Source organism: Nitrospira sp., from assembly GCA_035968315.1.
Classification (GTDB): Bacteria; Nitrospirota; Nitrospiria; order Nitrospirales; family Nitrospiraceae; genus Nitrospira_D.
Window position 1 is genome coordinate 466,148 of the sequence record JAVYIN010000005.1, and the last position, 16,514, is coordinate 482,661.

Below are 16,514 nucleotides of genomic sequence, written 5' to 3' on the forward strand. Positions count from 1 at the left end.
AATCAAGATCCACGCCTGCCACGCCGATAAGGATTAGCACGGACAACGCACGGTTGTTCTCCCGGCGCACTGGGTGCGCCTGTTTTCTGGCAGTGAGGTTCCCTGGAAGGCGGCAGGCTGACGATGATCGACCTTGGGTTGAGGGGATTCCCTCTCGTGAGACATGTTCTGCCGCATCCCGCGGTGCGGATGACGGCTTGGCTGCTTGGCCTCTTGCTGCTGGGCTTTCTGTTCGCACGGTGGCCGACTTCTGCCTGGGCAGTTGAAGAGGGGGAGTTGGTCAAGAGCGGCGGCCGATGGCACTATTCGCACGTCGAAGACCCCGGGCTGAAATATCTTCTGCAAAAGGGGATCATTTCCCAGGAGGAGTACGACCGGGGTGCCAGAATCATCGAGAGCCGCCAGCATTTGGCCACGCCGACCTCCAGCATTACGACCGGCGACGGTCTCAATATCAAGAGCGGCGACAAGTTTCTGCTCAAGCTGAGAATGCTACTGAGGTTTCGCTACAGCTACCATCAGTACAACCAGGCCTGGCGGACGGTCGGCGATGGCAATAATATGCCCGATTACACGACGGGGCCATCGCCGATCTCCGCCAAACAGAGCGACTCGTCCGCCAGCACGTTCGGCATTCGCACGCTGCGCCTGCAATTCCTCGGCTACGCCTTCGATCCCGATTTGCGCTACAACCTGACGCTGACCGGCGACACCCGCGAGGGCAACTACAACGGTTCAACCGTGGCCGGCACGGTGCAGGTTTTGGACGCTAATGTGTCGTCCTGGCATCTGCCCTATGCCATTTTGCGGATCGGGCAGCAGAAGGTCTGGTTCAATCGCGAAAGCATTACCTCGATCGCGACCATTTCGTTCGTCGAACGCAGTCCGATCGCCGATGCCTTTACCGCCAACGGGCTCAATCTGCGCGATCAGGGCATCACGCTCCAAAGCGACGAAGCCAAATATCCCGTGAATTACGCGATCGGCGTCTATAACGGCACCGGTATTAATACCGACCGCTTGGCGATGCCGCTCACGTCGTCCGGATCGGGGGCGCGCGCGAATGCTAACGAGATGATGTATGTGGGGCGCCTGCTATGGAATGTCAGCGGGCGGCCGGGCTACGGAGAAGGCGACATCCTCTACACCCGTGTGCCGCAGGTCGCGCTTGCAATCGGCTATGCCTATAACCCCGGGCTGAATCTGCAGGCGCCCAATGCCCAAGTGCGGGCCCAGATTCTCGGGAACAACAACGGCCGCCTGTTCGGTGTGGGGTATGTGGATCTGGCCACCACGGAAGTCGATGTCGTGGCGAAGTACCGGGGTTGGGGGCTGCAAGCGGAGGGCTATCTTCGCCGCCAGGACGTGCGTGGCGGGAATGCCGAGCTGGGGATGGCGACGGGTTGGTATGTCATGCTGGGCAAGTTTGTGATTCCGCGCAAGCTGGAAGTGGCGGTGCGGTACGGGATCATGGATCCCAACACGCACCAGGGGCGGGATCTGCTCAAAGACGCGGGCGTGGCGGTCAACTACAGTTTCGACGGGACCTACAATCACCGCCTGGTTGTCGATTACTCCCACATTACGATGGGAACCGGCGGGTATGCCGGCGGGCGCAGTTCGCTGGCCGCTCAGCCAGGATATGGCAAGGATCTGATCGAGAATCGTGTGCGGGCCATGTATCAATTTTATTGGTAGCGAATCGCATGGTTGTCGCAGGGGAGAGAGGGAGGCGGCGTATGAAGATCTGGCTGTACTTGTGTCTCGCCGTGTTGGCGCTGGGCGGCCTGTTACCAGGCGACTGCCGCGCGGCCCGCACGGAAGAATTGACCATTGCCGCGGCGGTCCCGCTTAAACCCGCGTTGCGTGAGATCTTGCCGCTGTTCGAGCAGCGCTATCCGGAGGTGGAGGTGCGGGTGGTGTACGGATTTTCTCATCAGCTCCGCGAGCAAATCGAAGCCGGTGCGCCGGTCGACGTCTTTCTTCCGGCCGTGTTTGACGATGCAGAGCGGCTTCACGCCAAAGGGTTGACGATCAACGGCCGGCCCATGCTGTATGCGCAAACGTCCCTGGTGCTGGTGACCTCGGCGTCCTCGCACATTGCGGCGGCCTCGTTCCGTAATATGAATGTGGGCACGATCTTTCGTCTGGCTGTCGCTGATCCCCAAACCACGGCGCTGGGGGATGCGACGCAGGCCCTGCTTTCTACGCTGCGATTGACACGGAGCCATCCCCATATCCGATACTTGTATGGATTGCCGGATGAAGTGGTGAAGATGGTGAGCGAGGGGGAAGCGGATGCGGGGATTGTCTTTCGTTCGGATGCGACGGGGAATCCCAAGTTGCGGATCATGGACCGGGCATCTGCCGACATCGGGCCGCCGGTCCTTTTCGGTGAAGCTATGGTGTGGACCTGCCGGCGGGCATCGGTGATCTGGGCTCAGCGGTTCGCCGAATTTTTGCAGCAGGAGCCGGTGCAAGATATTTTCTGGAGGCATGGCTATGATCGGGTGTCGTCCGAGTCTTACCAGGCTCGTCCGTAAACTTTTTCCGCTGGGATTGGCCGTGGCTGTGGTGCTGAGCGCGGGTTGCGTGACGGCGCCGCCGATGCGCGGACAGGTAATTTGGGAGACCGGATCGGATCAGGTGCGTATCGATCCTGATCCCGGCAAGGGCCGCTATACGCACCCCGCCCAGGTGACGCCCAACGATATGGCCCGGCTGCTGCGCGGCGTGCGCTCCGGCGAGCATCGCAATGTGATCCACCAACTCTTCAGCGGCGAGGCGAAGAAGACGCGGACGTTTCGGGATGACGAGATCGCCTTGCTCGCCGGTCCGCTCTCCTCGGCGCTGGCCAAGGCCGGTCCCGGCGACCGGGTCTATTTTCATTTGAGTGAATCGGCGCTGGAAGGCGGGGAGGTCTCGACGACGGGATGGCTGGCTATTCAGGATTCGGTGTTGGTCCTTCAGCTCAGCGAAGCCCACGATCTCCATGCGCCGGGGTCCGATATCAGCAAGTACATTCGATCGTTGCCCGATATTCCCGTTCCTCCGACGCCTTTTGAGGCGACCTTCGAGCCGGAGGAGTTCCTGGCCGGCCAAGCGTCGCTCGGAAGCTGGTTCGCGCCGGATCAATTGGAAGAGCTTCGAATCTTGTATCGGGAGGCGCTGTCGGCTGTGCCGCCCTACCAGTTATCCGTTCCTCAGGCCATGCCAAAGGGGAAGTGATGGCCGGTGGAATAGGCTTCCCGCCGATGTGTCTGGCCTGTTGCCAATCATTCCCATCGACCGCGCGCGTATACTGTTTTCTTTGCCATCCGGCCCTTGACAAATTGGTTGTATTCCGGTAGGTCATCTCACAGACTTGTTGATCTCCTCCTCTGTAATTTCAATGACTTGCATGTGGTAAGGACTTCAGCCACCATGCGAACAGAGTTTCCGGCTTGTCTCTCAGATTCTTTCCTTCCGTTGGGACAGGTTTCTCCGTTATGCCCTAGTGATTTCGGCCTCCACCTGGACTGGTTCTCGCGCCTATGAAACAGCTCCCAGCCACTCGGCGGTTTGGTCTGTCCCTTGCCATGATTCTTGGCGCGGCGGCGGTCTATGCGCTGGCGTTTGGGCCGATCTATCGGCTCGTCGGCGAGGTCGTGGCCGCATTCACGGTGATTCCTGTCGCGCTGGCGGGATGGCTCCTGGGCGCGCGCGCCGGCCTGCTGGCGGGAGTGGCGGGCATTTTTCTCAATGTACTCAACTTCACACTGGTGGGCCAGGTCGGATGGGAGACGGTGCTTAGACGATGGCCGGCCGTTCTGGTCAGTCTGGCCGCCGGTGTCGTGGCGGGCTGGGCGAGCGAAGGCATGCGGCAAGCCAGCGGGGAATCTCGCGAGGCGCGCTTTGAAAGGGACCGGTTTTTCGATCTCTCCATGGATCTTCTTTGTATCGCCGGGACCGACGGCTATTTCAAACGGGTCAATTCGGCCTGGGAACGCACATTGGGATTCAGCCGGGAGGAGTTGTGCGCGAAGCCCTTCATCGAGTTCGTTCATCCTGACGACCGGATTCGCACACAAGAGGTCATGAAACAGCTTTCGTGCGGGCAACCGGCCGTCAACTTTGAGAATCGGTATCTGTGCCGGGACGGGTCCTATCGGTGGCTGACCTGGGCGATTCCGGCTCCGGAGCAGGATCCGCCGGTATTGTATGCCGCCGCGCGCGATATCACCGAACTCAAGCAGAAGGAAGAGGCCTTGCGGCAGGCGAATGACGAGTTGGGACAGTGCGTGGCTCAGCGGACGCACGAGCTTGTGCTGGCAAACGATTCTCTTCGCATTGCGGACTCCTGGCAGCGCGCGCTGATCGAGGCGATTCAGGGGATTGTCTGGGAGTGCGACGCACGGACCTGGCGCTTCACGTTTGTCAGCCATCACGCCGAGCCGATGCTGGGTTATCCGGTCCGGCGCTGGCTCGACGAACCGGATTTCTGGCCACGCCACATCCATCCGGACGATCGAGCCTGGGCGATGGACTATTGCCTCACGTCCTCCCGGACGGAACGGAAGTACTCGTTTGAATATCGGATGATCGCCGCCGACGGGCGGACGGTGTGGCTTCAGGATATCGTGACGGTGGAGGCGGATGAGGACGGCCCGCTTCTCCTGCGGGGCGTCATGGTAGACATCACGCACCGCAAAGAGGCGGAGGAGCGGCTGCGGCAGTCGGAAGCCTTTTTCTCCTCGGTGGTCGACAATCTGCCGAATATGGTGTTCGTCAAAGATGCGAAGGAATTGCGGTTTGTGCGGCTGAACAAGGCGGGAGAAGCGCTGCTCGGCTATTCCCATCATGAATTGGTGGGGAGGAACGATCATGATTTTTTTCCGCCGGAAGAAGCCGGCGATTTTACGGCGGCGGACTGGAGGGTCTTGAGTGGCGGGCAGTTGCTGGATATTCCGGAAGAGCCGATTCAAACGAAGCATCAAGGCGTGCGGTATTTGCACACGAAGAAGATACCCATTTGCGATGCCTCCGGCGAGCCGCAATATCTGCTGGGTATTTCGGAGGATATCACCGAACGCAAGCAGATGGAGGAGGTGCTCTGCCAGACCACGGCGCAGTTGGCGGCCGTGATTGACTCCTCTCCGCTGGCCATCGTCATGCTGGACCGGGATCTCCTGGTGCGCCTCTGGAATCAGGCGGCGGAGCGCATTTTTGGCTGGACCGCCGGCGAGGTGCTCGGGCAGCCGCACCCCATCATTCCCGAGGAGAAGCAGGAGGAACATCGGGCCTTTCTGCAGCAGGCTTTCCAGAACCAGCCGGTGACCAATCGGGAGGTCATCCGCCGAAGAAAGGACGGCACGCGCATTCATGTCTCGCTGTCAACCGCCGCCATCCGCGGCGACGGCGGGGTGGTCTGTGGCGTGGTCGGCATTTTGCAAGACATCACGGAGCGAAAGCAGGCGGAAGAGGCGCTGCGGGCGAGCGAGGAACGGTGCAGTTCCTTGGTCTCGCAGGCGACCGACATCATTTATACTGCGAACATGGAGGGACGGTTTACGTTTGTGAATGCGGCCGCTTGCTCGATCATGCAGTATGGAGAGCAGGAGCTGCTGGGGCGGCATTATCTGGATCTGGTCCGCCCGGATTACCGGGAGGCGGTTCAAGCGTTCTATAAACGGCAGGTGGCCGAGCAGATTCCCGCCACCTATTGCGAATTTCCCGCGCGCACCAGGCGGGGCGAGGAAGTCTGGTTGGGCCAGCATGTGCGTTTGCGTGTGGTCGATGGGCGGATGGAGGGAGTCGAGGTGATCGCGCGCGACATCACCGAACGGAAACGGATGGAGGCGGCGCTGCAGGAGAGCGAACTGCGCTTGCGCCGTGCCGTCGAGGAGCGGGAGCAGCTGTCCCAGGATCTTCACGACAATATCATTCAAAGCGTGTACGCGATCGGCATGGGGCTGGAGGAGTGCCGCCATCTCGTGCGGGAAAACCCGGCGGAGGGCGACAAGAAGCTGGATCTGGCCATTGCCGGCCTCAATCGCGTGATTACGGACGTCCGGAATTACCTGGTGTGGGAGAAGCCTGAAGAGATTACGCCGCGGGAGCTTCCCGCCAAGCTGGCTGAACTAGTGGTGATGATGGAAAGCGTGGAGGGGCTTCGCTTTTCCCTCGACGTGGATCCTACGGTCGTTCAGCGGATGACCTCCACGGCGGCCTCTCAGTTGCTGCACATCGTCCATGAAGCTATGAGCAACAGTTTGCGCCATTCCAAGAGCCGCAGCGGCCTCGTGTCGCTGCGGACGGAAGAACGGCGTATTCGCCTTGAAGTCACAGATGACGGGGTCGGGTTCGACCCGGCGCAGGCCGCCGGCCGCGGACAGGGGCTGGGCAATATGGCGGCCCGGGCGCAAAAACTGGGGGCGCGCTTTCAAGTTGTGTCGATGCCGGGCCAGGGTACGCAGATTCTCATCGAAATGCCATTGGAGGAGCCTCATGCTGCAAGAAGCCGTTAAGCCGATTCGCCTGTTGTTGGTGGACGATCACGAAGTGGTCCGCATGGGACTGGGAACCTTGTTTCAGCGAAGCGGCCGCATCGATGTGGTGGGCGAAGCCGGCTCCGCCGCGACTGCCGTGAGTGAAGCGGCCAGGCTCCAGCCCGATGTCGTGCTCCTGGACCTCCGACTCCCAGACGGCAGCGGCACGGAAGCCTGCCGGGATATTCTTGCGGCCTGCCCCGATGCGCGGGTAATTTTTCTGACGTCGTTTGCCGACGAGGCGGCGCTGGTTGCGACCAATTTGGCCGGCGCGAAGGGCTATCTCTTGAAGACGATCGGCGGGCCGGCTCTCGTGCAGGCCATTCAGTCCGTGGTAGAGGGCCAGTCCGTGTTCGATTCGGCCTTGACCAACTCCGCGCTGACCCGCACTCGCCCGGCTGCGCCGCAAGCTCCCGACGAGCCATGCTCGGCCCTCTCGCCCCAAGAACGCCGGATTCTGCCCCTGATCGCCGAAGGCAAGACCAACAAGGAGATTGGCGTGATCCTGGGGTTGAGCGATAAGACGGTCAAAAGCTATCTTTATAATATGTTTCAGAAGTTGCAAGTGACTCGCCGCTCGCAACTGGTCTCTCTCTTCTGCAATCGCCGCCCGGATTAGCGAGCGGGTGAAATCTATCTGGCTGGTCGTTGTTTACTGGCTCATGTATCGATAATTTCACCGTCATCCCTAGCCGGATTAAACTTAAACGCATTATTTCTGTAGTCGTTATATGTCATTGCAATTATAGAATATATTTATGATTATCAATCGATCGTGGTGTGCTGTGGCCCTCTAGGATGTTCCTGTTGCCGATGAGCCAGATCCTGTAATAAGTCGCCGTTCTTCTCTCTTACATCCCGTTAAGATTCTGCCCTCCATAACCGATAGAGGATTCGGTGAAGGCATTGTTCCGTATCCACTCCGGCGAAGAGAGGGCTGTCATGGACCTGAAAACGATTCTGTGGTACGGCGTACTCTCCAGCATTACTCTGGCCTACCTGGTGGCCTTGTCCGGCGTGAAGGCGGCGCATCAGCACGATGTGACGCATCATTCCCGGCGCATGATCATCGCCTGCACGATCGTCGGGATTTGGCTGATCGCCTATGTCTTGAAACAGCTCATCTTTGGCCGCGAACGCTTCGGCGGCACCGAGCATCAATATTGGACCTTGTACGCGCCTCTCTTCTCGATCCATATGGCCTTGGCGGTCACCACGATCGGACTGGGGGCCTATAACCTCTATATGGGGCTCCATCGGTTGCGGTATGGCAGCGTCGGAGCCATGGCGGCCGGTATGACGCGCCATCGCCGCATGGGCAAGGTGCTGGTGTGGACGTTTTCCGGCACGATGGTGACGGCCTATTTGGTCTACCTCATGCTGTTTCAATGGTTTCCCTCCTAAGGGCGGTGCTGATTTCGATGCCGCGCCGGTTAAGAATCGTCCAGGCCTGTCCGATAGAGGAATAGCCTTAGGACGGGATCCGGGGCTCAGGACACTATATTTTGGAGAGCAGGCGCCCATGGAATACGAGATTTCTCCTGATGAATTTCAGCGGTTCCGGACGTTGATCTACGACGAGAGCGGGATTTCGCTGAGCGAGCAGAAGAAGTCGCTCCTGGCCTCCCGCCTCTCCAAACGCCTGCGTGATCTGGGGCTGGACACGTTTTCGGACTACTATGAAAAGGTGACGCTGGAAACGTCGCGTGAGGAATTCACGCGGATGCTGGATCTGATTTCCACCAACAAGACCGATTTTTTCCGGGAACCGAAACATTTCGATTTTCTCCGTGACCGGATTCTTCCGGAGTTGACCCAGCTCAAGCGCGTGCGCATCTGGTCGTCGGCGTCGTCGACCGGCGAAGAGCCGTACACGATCGCCATGACGCTCTACGACGGTGTGCAGAATCCCTCCCAATGGGATTTTAAAATCCTGGCCTCCGATCTTTCGACTCGCGTGTTGGCCAAGGCGGCATCGGGCACCTATGACGAGGAGCGCGTCCGCGATGTGCCGGAGGAGATCGTCAAGCGGCATTTTCTCCGCGGCCGCGGCGAGAGCGCCGGCATGCTCAAGGTCAAGCCTCATCTGGCGGACATGATCCGGTTCCGGCGCATCAATCTGATGGACGATCAGTTTCCCATCAAGAGCCCGCTGGACCTGATCTTTTGCCGCAATGTCATGATCTATTTCGACCGGCCGACCCAGGAAAAGCTGGTCAATAAGTTCCATCGGTACTTGAAACCGGGCGGGTATTTGTTCATCGGGCACTCCGAGAGTTTGCAGTGGGTGACCCATCCCTTTAAAACGCTGGCCCCGACGATTTATCAGAAGGAGCGGTAAGTCCTATGCCACCGACTGATACGGATCAATTTGCCCATATTCGGCGCATGCACGACAATCGGTTTCCGCATGAGATCGCCTCGATTCTGCCGGGGGAGTTCTTCGTGAGCCGTGAGCCGATGGTGGTCTACACCGTGCTGGGTTCCTGCATTTCTGCCTGCATTCGCGATCCCATCGTCGGCGTGGGCGGCATGAATCATTTTATGCTGCCCGAGCCGAAAGAGGGCGGGAACGACTCCTGGGGGGAATCCACGCGCTACGGCTCCTATGCGATGGAATCGCTGATCAACGAGATTCTGAAGCGGGGCGGCATCAAGAGCCGCCTTGAAGTCAAATTGTTCGGCGCCGGGAAGATCTATGAGGGCAACATCGATGTCGGCGCCAGGAATGCCGAGTGGGTGTTGAGTTTTCTCAAGACGGAAGGGCTGAAGCCGGCCAAAACCGACCTTGGGGATGTGTTTCCTCGAAAGGTCTATTACTTCACCGAGTCGGGCCGCGTGCTGATGAAGAAAATCGAACGGGTGAAGAATAAGACGATCTTCGAGCGCGAGACGGAATACGCGGCGCAGATCAAGCAGATCAAGCAGCAGCCGGCGGAGGATGTGACGTTGTTCTAGGAACAGGCGAGTGGCCAGAGGCGCGTGGCGAGCGGGTGTGAAGCGTTGACTGTTTCGAGCTCTCCCCTTGCCCCGAGCCCCTCGCTCCGAGCCAACTGGAGACTCTTATGGCCAAAATACGCGTACTGACCGTTGACGATTCCGCGCTCATGCGGCAGGTGCTGGCCTCGCTTCTCGCCAAGGACCGCGAGATCGAGGTGATCGGATCCGCTCCCGATCCCTACATTGCCCGCGAGAAGATCAAAGCGTTGAATCCGGACGTCCTGACGCTTGATGTCGAAATGCCCAAAATGGACGGGCTGACCTTTCTTGAAAAGCTGATGCGGGGCCGCCCGATGCCGGTCATCATGGTGAGTTCTCTGACGGAAGCCGGCTGCGAGACCACCTTGCGGGCCTTGGAACTCGGAGCGGTGGATTTCATCACCAAACCCAAAATCGATCTTCGGGAAGGGATGGAGGAGGTGTCGCAGGACTTGATCTCCAAGATCAAGGCGGCGGCAAGAGCGACGGTGCGCCCCAGGGAGGCTGCGGCTTCGGGGGAAAAGGCCCCTCCGAAACTTCTCGGGTCGGCCATGATCAAGACGACCGATACGATCATCGCCATTGGGTCCTCGACCGGCGGCACCGAGGCGGTGAAAAACGTGCTCGAAGTGCTGCCGCCCAATACGCCGCCCATTGTGATCACCCAGCATATGCCGGAACGGTTTACGAAGACCTGGGCCGATCGCATGAATCAACTGTGCCGGATTTCCGTCAAGGAAGCGGAGGATGGCGACAGTGTGCTGCCGGGCCACGCCTTGATCGCGCCGGGCAACTATCACATGACGCTGGTCCGGAGCGGCGCGCGCTATTCGGTCCGCATCAATCAAAATGAACCGGTCAACCGCCACCGCCCGTCGGTGGACGTCATGTTCGATTCGGTGGCGCAATATGCAGGCGCCAACGCGATCGGGGTGATTCTCACGGGCATGGGCGGCGATGGCGCCAAGGGGATGCTGGCGATGAAGCAGGCCGGCGCCTACAACATCGCCCAAGATGAGGCGAGCTGTGTGGTCTTCGGCATGCCGAAGGAAGCGATCAAAATGGGCGGCGTCGATAAGGTGCTGCCGCTCAACGATATTCCCAGCGCCATTCTGACCGAGGTGTCCCGTCGTTCGTAACCAGCAGGAGCCGCGTATGCAGATCACACACCGCACAGCAGGATCCGCCGACATTCTCGATCTCGACGGCCAATTCAATTTCAGCGCCCGCAACGCCTTTACCACTGCGCTGGGAACCCTGACGAAACGCGGGGCCACCCACGTGCTGTTCAATTTTCGGCACGTGACTTTTATCGACAGCGCCGCCATCGGCCTCTTGGCGATCGCGGCACAGCAGTGCAAGCTGGTCAAATGCACGCTCGGCGTGGTTGGCGCGCAGGGAGCCGTCAAGCAAGTCCTGGCCCTGGCCCGTATCGATCAGCTGATTCCGACGTTTCCCGACGAAGCGGCGGCGCTTGGCGGGAAGGCGGCGTGAAGTCCGAAGAAAAGGTTGGCGCACAGGAAGATGTGGCTCATCGACAGTGAATATAAAAGGAGCGGGTATGCTGATTACAGAACGATCGGTTCCTAACGCTGTGGTGCTCGATCTTAGCGGAGACTTAACCTATGCGCACCGCGAGGCCTTCAAGGCCACGGTGGAGGCCTTGCGCCAGAAAGGCTGCCGGCACGTCATCCTCAATATGGCGGATGTCCGGTTTGTGGACAGTTCCGGGCTTGGGCTGCTGGCGCTGGTCTCGCAGAATTTCAAGCTGGCTCAGGGGAAGATCAGCATGCTGCGGCCGCAGAGCTATGTGCGGGAGATCTTGGGGCTGGCGAATATTCCCAAGCTGATTCCGGTCTTCGATAACGAGCATGAGGCTATCACCGGGCGCGCAGAGGCGGCCTAGCCCGATCCCTGCCATGCCGCACGATCTCTCCAGCGCCTGGACGACTCTTCACGCGGCCTCCCTGTCGCTGGGCCGCATTCCCACCGTATTGATCGTGGACGATGAGCCGGTGACGCGGCTGAGCCTGGCGGCGCGGCTTTCACGCATGGGGGTTCGTGTGATCGAAGCCGCCAGCGGCCTGGAGGGGTTGGCGGCGATCCGGCGCGAGCGTCCGGATCTGACGATTATGGATTGGATGATGCCGGAAATGGACGGGCCGACCGTCTGCGAGGCGGTCCGGAGCGATCCGCATCTCCAGACCTCCCACATCATCCTCATGACGTCGCATGACGAGCCGGATCAGATTGCCGAAGGGCTGGCGCGCGGGGCCGACGATTTTCTGAGCAAATCGGCGAGCAAACAGGAAATGCTGGCGCGGGTGCAGTCCGGGCTGCGGTCGGCCGCGCTGGTGCGCAGTATTGAAGACACGCGCGATGCCCTGAAGCACAAGCAGGAGGAGTTGGAAACGGAATTGCGGTCGGCCGCGCTCTACGTGGAGTCGCTGCTCCCGCAAGCCGGCGAGGTGGCCCCCGGGCTTCAGTTGTCCTGGGTGTACCGCCCCTCTCTCGCGCTTGGCGGGGATCTCTTCAATCTCGCCCGCTGGGATGAGAACTCGCTGTATTTTTATATCCTGGACGCCTCCGGGCACGGCGTCTCCCCGGCGCTCCGCGCGGCGTCCTTTTCGACGTTTCTTCGCCCGGAGAATCTCCGTCATTGCATCGAGGCCAATAATCCCTCATGCATGCTGGCCGAAGCCAACCGGCATTACCCGATGACGCCGGAAGGGGAATATTTTACGATTTGGATGGGGAGCCTTTCACTGCATGACCGCACGCTCCGGTATGCGACCGCCGGGCACGGGGGCGCACTGGTGCAACACCGGGATGGATCGATCGAGTGGCTGACCGAACCGGGGCTGCCTCTCGGTCTTCTGCCGGATACGTCCTATGTGTTGAAGACGGCTCGTCTCGTTCCGGGTGACCGCGTGCTCTTGATGAGCGATGGCCTCTATGAGGCGCCCTCACCGGCGGGCGAGGTGTGGGGATTGCAGCGTCTGGGGCGGATTCTCCGAGACACCGTCTCGCGCCCTCTCGCGGATGTGCTGCCTCAGCTGCTGGCGGAAGCCGAACGCTGGCACGGGGCCGCGAGCTTTCCCGACGATGCGGCGTTGATGGGGTTGGAATGCCTCGGCTGAACCGGTGATGCCGCAGGGAGGAGAGAGGAACGGAGCCATGGATACCACCACGGTCTTCAATCTTGACGAGGCGCTGGCTCGTGTCGATGACGATATGGAGTTCCTGTGCACGCTGATGGCGATGCTGCTGGAACAGGCGCCGCATGATCTCGCGGCGATCCGGGCGGCCCTTGCGGCCGGCGATCCGGTAGCCGTCGCCCGCACGGCGCATCATTTGAAGGGGGCGGTATTGCAATTTTCCTCTCCGGCGCTTTACGAGTCGCTCAAAGAGCTGGAGGGACTGGGACGAGCCGGGAGGCTGCCGGAGGCGGCACCGGTCTACGCCCGTGTGGAAACCGGTCTGCAGCAGTTGCTCGAAGCGCTGCGGGCCATTCTTGCCAAAGGGGAACAGGTATGAATCGGAGTACTCCAGACTGCACAGTGCTTGTCGTCGATCCGTGCCAGGACACCCAAGCGCACATTCTCAGCCATATGCAGGAACGGGGATTTTCCGTCATTACCGTTGCCGATCCTGCCGCGGCGCTGGCGACGATTGACCTGACCACTCCGGACATTGTGCTGACCGATTCCTTTCTTCCGGAAGGGGGCGGGCTTGCTCTGACGAAGACGCTTCGAAGCCGGCTGGCGCCCTGCCCGGTGATTGTGATGTCCGAACAGCAATCCGAGCAGGCGGTGATTCATGCGCTCCGGGCCGGAGCAGTCGATTATTTGCACAAGCCGATCGGGGTTGAGGAACTGTCCCATGCGCTGCAGCGCGCCCGGCATCAGCGGTCGATCGACATCGAAGGTCTGTCCGGCATTCTCCGGTCCGATTACAGTCTGGCCATGGAATCGGATCCCGTTCATATTCCCGGTGTCGTCTCCTGGCTGCTGCGCGCCACGGCCACGACGCTGTCCGATACGACCCGGCTGCATTTGCGGGGGGCCTTGCAGGAATTGCTGCTCAATGCCGTCGAACATGGCACCTTGGACATTTCGTACCATGGCAAGCAGGAGGCCATTGCGCAGAATCGCTACGGCGAACTGGTGCAGGAACGGCTGCTCCAGTCCCGCCGTACGCCACGCGCCGTGACGATCCACGTTCACTGCGACCGGATCGCTCGTGTGCTCGAATACACGATCGCCGACGAGGGGCGGGGATTCGATTGGCAGGGTGTGCTGCGCCAGGCCCACATGGCCTGTGATGTGGAAGACACCAGCGGGCGCGGCATCTTCCTGGCGCGCTCGTTTTTTCCCTCGCTCAGCTATAACGAGCACGGCAATGCCGTCACCTTCTCGGTCCCCCTGGATTAACGGCGGTGAACAGGATCGTGTGATCGTCTCTCCTCGTCTCTTTCCGCGCGTGCTTCCAACGCGGTCTTCTCCTGTCTCTCAGGCGCTGCCTGAATTAACGGAAAATTAACGCTCCTGTGACGCCTCTGGAATAGGGGACCGGTAGAGTCCTGTTTAGTACACAGGCCTGGTGACGCTTTCACCGAAGGGAGAGAGGAATGATGAGCGGACGTCCAGTGGCGATGACCGGAGTCTTTGCCGCAACATGGAACGGGGTGCGGTTTCCCAAGCCCTGGCGCGATGCCAGTCCGTCGGACTTGGCGGCAATTTGGGAGAAGGGCACCCAGGTGGTCTTGAGCCTGCTGATTATCACCATTCTGGTGGGATTCACCGGCGGCGTGATCAAAACGTTCATCGGTTTGCATCTGGTCTGGACTGCCGATGTTGAGATCGGGCTCCGGCATCTCATCGTCAATACGCTGACCCTGTTAGCGGTCGTGGAAGTGCTCAAAACGACTCTGGCCTACTTCTCTGAAGGGCGAGTGCGTGTCACCTTCATTGTCGATACGGTTCTGGTTGTGATGCTGACAGAAGTGATTTCCCTGTGGTTTACGGGAGGCGAGTGGCAGAAACTGGCCCTGCTGGCCGGCATTTTGCTTACGCTGGGATCGATCCGTGTCGTGGCGGTGCGTTTTAGTCCCGCACAATCGGCGCACGTGCCGCAGGCATAGGGTGTGGTTTGGGTCGTATTGTGACCGTTTCAGGAGGATATTATGCCGAGTATTGAATTGCTGGATAGGCCGACCATGTGTCAGACGCCGCTTGAGGCCCTTGAACAAGGCATTCTCGACCACCTCGAGGAGCAGGCCGTGATCGGATTGGATACGTTGGTTGTTTTGATGTCCGACTATAGTTGGAGTCAAGTCTTTCACGCCGTCGATCGGCTGGCCCGCAACGGCAAGATCACGCTTCGCCGGTATCGCAGTGACTATACCCTCTTTTCGACCCTCTACGCCGCCTAGCCCTCGTCAATACCGGCCGCCTTCATGGCAGGAAGGCTTCGCATTGAATCAATCCAGCGGGGAACCCGCCTGCCCTTCACAGACTCTTCGTTCTGGTCAGGATGCGCCGGAGGGGGGCATGTGGCGGATAATCTTGCCTTCCACCATATAGATGACGAGTTCAGAGATATTGGTGGCATGATCGGCAATGCGCTCGATGTATTTGCCGATGAACGTCAGGCGGATCGCGCGGGAGATCGTGCCGGGATTTTCGATCATAAAGGAGAGGAGTTCCCGGAACAGCTGGTGGGTCAGATTGTCGACGCCGTCGTCGTCGGCACAGACTTTTCTGGCCAGCGCCGCGTCCGACCGCACAAACGCATCCAGGCATTCCCGCACCATCCGCATCGCCCAATCGGCCATGCGGGGGATATCGATGTAGGGCTTCAGCTGGGGCTCTTCGTTGAGCTCGATGACGCGCTCGCAGATATTTTCGGCCAGGTCGCTCATCCGTTCGAGTTCGGTGGAGATTTTCATGGCGGTTGTAACAAACCGAAGATCTCCGGCCGCCGGCGCCTGAAGGGCCAGGAGCCGGATGCATCGTTCATCGATGTCCACATCGAAACGATTCACCAGGGTGTCCCGCTCGATGATGCGTGAGGCCAGATCGATATCACGATCGACCAATGCCTTGATCGAACCCGCAATTTGCTCTTCGACGAGGGCGCCCATCCGCAATATTTGCGCTCTCAACTCGGCGAGTTCTTGGTCAATGTGTCGGTGCATCGCAGCTCCCGTTTCTGCCGTTGTTAGCCGAACCGGCCGGTGACGTATTCCTCGGTCAGAGTATTCGAGGGATTGGTAAACATGATGTCCGTGCGGTTCCACTCGACCAGCGTGCCTTCGTACATGAAGGCCGTATAGTCCGAGACCCGCGCCGCCTGCTGCATGTTATGGGTCACAATGACGATGGTGACTTTCTCCTTGAGCGCCGTGATCAGCTCCTCGATTCGGGCCGTGGCGGTCGGGTCCAGCGCCGAGGTCGGTTCATCGAAGAGCAGCATTTCAGGATTGGTGGCCAGTGCGCGGGCGATGCAGAGCCGCTGCTGCTGGCCTCCCGAGAGATTGAAGGCGAGGCTGTGGAGCCGGTCTTTGACTTCCGTCCACAGCGCCGCGTCGCGCAAGGCGCGTTCGACCGTCTCGTCGAGATCCCGGCGTCGTGCGATGCCGCGGATACGCTGGCCGTAAGCCACATTCTCATAAATGGAGCTGGGGAATGGGTTGGGTTTTTGAAACACCATGCCGAGGCGCATCCGGATTTCGATCGGATCCACGTCCTGGGCAATCAGATTGATCCCGTCCGGATAGAGCCGCACTTCGCCCTCGTACCGGTTGCCGGGATATAAATCGTGCATGCGATTGAGGCACCGCAGGAAGGTCGTCTTGCCGCATCCGGACGGGCCGATGAGGGCCGTCGCCCGGCGTTCGGGAAGCGCCAGGGAGATCTGCTTGAGAGCCTGGACGCTCCCGTAATAGAAGCTCAAGCCTTTTGCTTCAGCTTTCAAGGGCGGGCGGACTTCGGCTGTGATTGTCAT

18 protein-coding genes are annotated in these 16,514 nt (G+C 60.0%); 16 read left to right on the top strand and 2 right to left on the bottom strand.

What is annotated here, in order from left to right:
- Nucleotides 1-156: 156 nt before the first annotated feature.
- From RI101_05750 to RI101_05825, 16 genes are all read left to right on the top strand, one after another.
- Complete coding sequence (locus RI101_05750) at nucleotides 157-1,698, top strand: porin (GenBank protein MEC4889547.1); 1,542 nt, start codon at nucleotides 157-159, stop codon at nucleotides 1,696-1,698.
- A gap of 41 nt (nucleotides 1,699-1,739) precedes the next feature.
- On the top strand, nucleotides 1,740-2,543 hold the full coding sequence (gene modA, locus RI101_05755) for a molybdate ABC transporter substrate-binding protein (GenBank protein ID MEC4889548.1): 804 nt from the start codon (nucleotides 1,740-1,742) through the stop codon (nucleotides 2,541-2,543).
- Nucleotides 2,544-2,565: 22 nt separating this feature from the next.
- Complete coding sequence (locus RI101_05760) at nucleotides 2,566-3,228, top strand: hypothetical protein (GenBank protein MEC4889549.1); 663 nt, start codon at nucleotides 2,566-2,568, stop codon at nucleotides 3,226-3,228.
- Between the two features lie 305 nt (nucleotides 3,229-3,533).
- Entirely contained in the window at nucleotides 3,534-6,506 is a 2,973-nt protein-coding gene (locus RI101_05765) for a PAS domain S-box protein (protein MEC4889550.1), read from the top strand.
- Complete coding sequence (locus RI101_05770; protein ID MEC4889551.1) at nucleotides 6,487-7,146, top strand: response regulator transcription factor; 660 nt, start codon at nucleotides 6,487-6,489, stop codon at nucleotides 7,144-7,146. Before RI101_05765 ends, RI101_05770 begins: the two co-directional genes overlap by 20 nt.
- A 323-nt stretch (nucleotides 7,147-7,469) precedes the next feature.
- The gene (locus RI101_05775) at nucleotides 7,470-7,931 is read left to right on the top strand and encodes a DUF420 domain-containing protein (GenBank protein ID MEC4889552.1); all 462 of its coding nucleotides are present in this window, start codon (nucleotides 7,470-7,472) and stop codon (nucleotides 7,929-7,931) included.
- Between the two features lie 118 nt (nucleotides 7,932-8,049).
- On the top strand, nucleotides 8,050-8,868 hold the full coding sequence (locus tag RI101_05780) for a protein-glutamate O-methyltransferase CheR (GenBank protein ID MEC4889553.1): 819 nt from the start codon (nucleotides 8,050-8,052) through the stop codon (nucleotides 8,866-8,868).
- A 5-nt stretch (nucleotides 8,869-8,873) separates the two neighbouring features.
- Nucleotides 8,874-9,485 carry a chemoreceptor glutamine deamidase CheD gene (gene cheD / locus RI101_05785; protein MEC4889554.1) on the top strand — a complete coding sequence of 204 codons (612 nt, stop codon included), beginning with the start codon at nucleotides 8,874-8,876 and terminating at the stop codon, nucleotides 9,483-9,485.
- Nucleotides 9,486-9,592: 107 nt separating this feature from the next.
- Nucleotides 9,593-10,645 (top strand): chemotaxis response regulator protein-glutamate methylesterase, encoded by a 1,053-nt coding sequence (locus RI101_05790; protein ID MEC4889555.1) that lies wholly within the window; start codon nucleotides 9,593-9,595, stop codon nucleotides 10,643-10,645.
- A gap of 16 nt (nucleotides 10,646-10,661) precedes the next feature.
- Entirely contained in the window at nucleotides 10,662-11,000 is a 339-nt protein-coding gene (locus RI101_05795) for an STAS domain-containing protein (protein MEC4889556.1), read from the top strand.
- 67 nt (nucleotides 11,001-11,067) lie between these two features.
- The gene (locus RI101_05800) at nucleotides 11,068-11,412 is read left to right on the top strand and encodes an STAS domain-containing protein (protein ID MEC4889557.1); all 345 of its coding nucleotides are present in this window, start codon (nucleotides 11,068-11,070) and stop codon (nucleotides 11,410-11,412) included.
- Between the two features lie 13 nt (nucleotides 11,413-11,425).
- A complete protein-coding gene (locus RI101_05805; GenBank protein ID MEC4889558.1) occupies nucleotides 11,426-12,646 on the top strand; it encodes a SpoIIE family protein phosphatase in 1,221 nt (406 codons plus the stop codon).
- 37 nt (nucleotides 12,647-12,683) lie between these two features.
- Nucleotides 12,684-13,043, top strand: coding sequence for an Hpt domain-containing protein (locus tag RI101_05810; protein MEC4889559.1), 360 nt, complete (start codon nucleotides 12,684-12,686; stop codon nucleotides 13,041-13,043).
- Entirely contained in the window at nucleotides 13,040-13,939 is a 900-nt protein-coding gene (locus tag RI101_05815; GenBank protein MEC4889560.1) for a response regulator, read from the top strand. The genes RI101_05810 and RI101_05815 overlap by 4 nt, the downstream gene beginning before the upstream one ends.
- Nucleotides 13,940-14,136: 197 nt before the next feature.
- Nucleotides 14,137-14,649, top strand: a complete 513-nt coding sequence (locus RI101_05820; protein MEC4889561.1) for a phosphate-starvation-inducible PsiE family protein — start codon at nucleotides 14,137-14,139, stop codon at nucleotides 14,647-14,649.
- Nucleotides 14,650-14,691: 42 nt separating this feature from the next.
- On the top strand, nucleotides 14,692-14,940 hold the full coding sequence (locus RI101_05825; protein ID MEC4889562.1) for a hypothetical protein: 249 nt from the start codon (nucleotides 14,692-14,694) through the stop codon (nucleotides 14,938-14,940).
- 96 nt (nucleotides 14,941-15,036) lie between these two features.
- Here RI101_05825 and phoU read toward each other — a convergent pair whose 3' ends face one another.
- Complete coding sequence (phoU, locus tag RI101_05830; GenBank protein ID MEC4889563.1) at nucleotides 15,037-15,705, bottom strand: phosphate signaling complex protein PhoU; 669 nt, start codon at nucleotides 15,703-15,705, stop codon at nucleotides 15,037-15,039.
- A 23-nt stretch (nucleotides 15,706-15,728) separates the two neighbouring features.
- A complete protein-coding gene (pstB, locus tag RI101_05835; protein MEC4889564.1) occupies nucleotides 15,729-16,514 on the bottom strand; it encodes a phosphate ABC transporter ATP-binding protein PstB in 786 nt (261 codons plus the stop codon).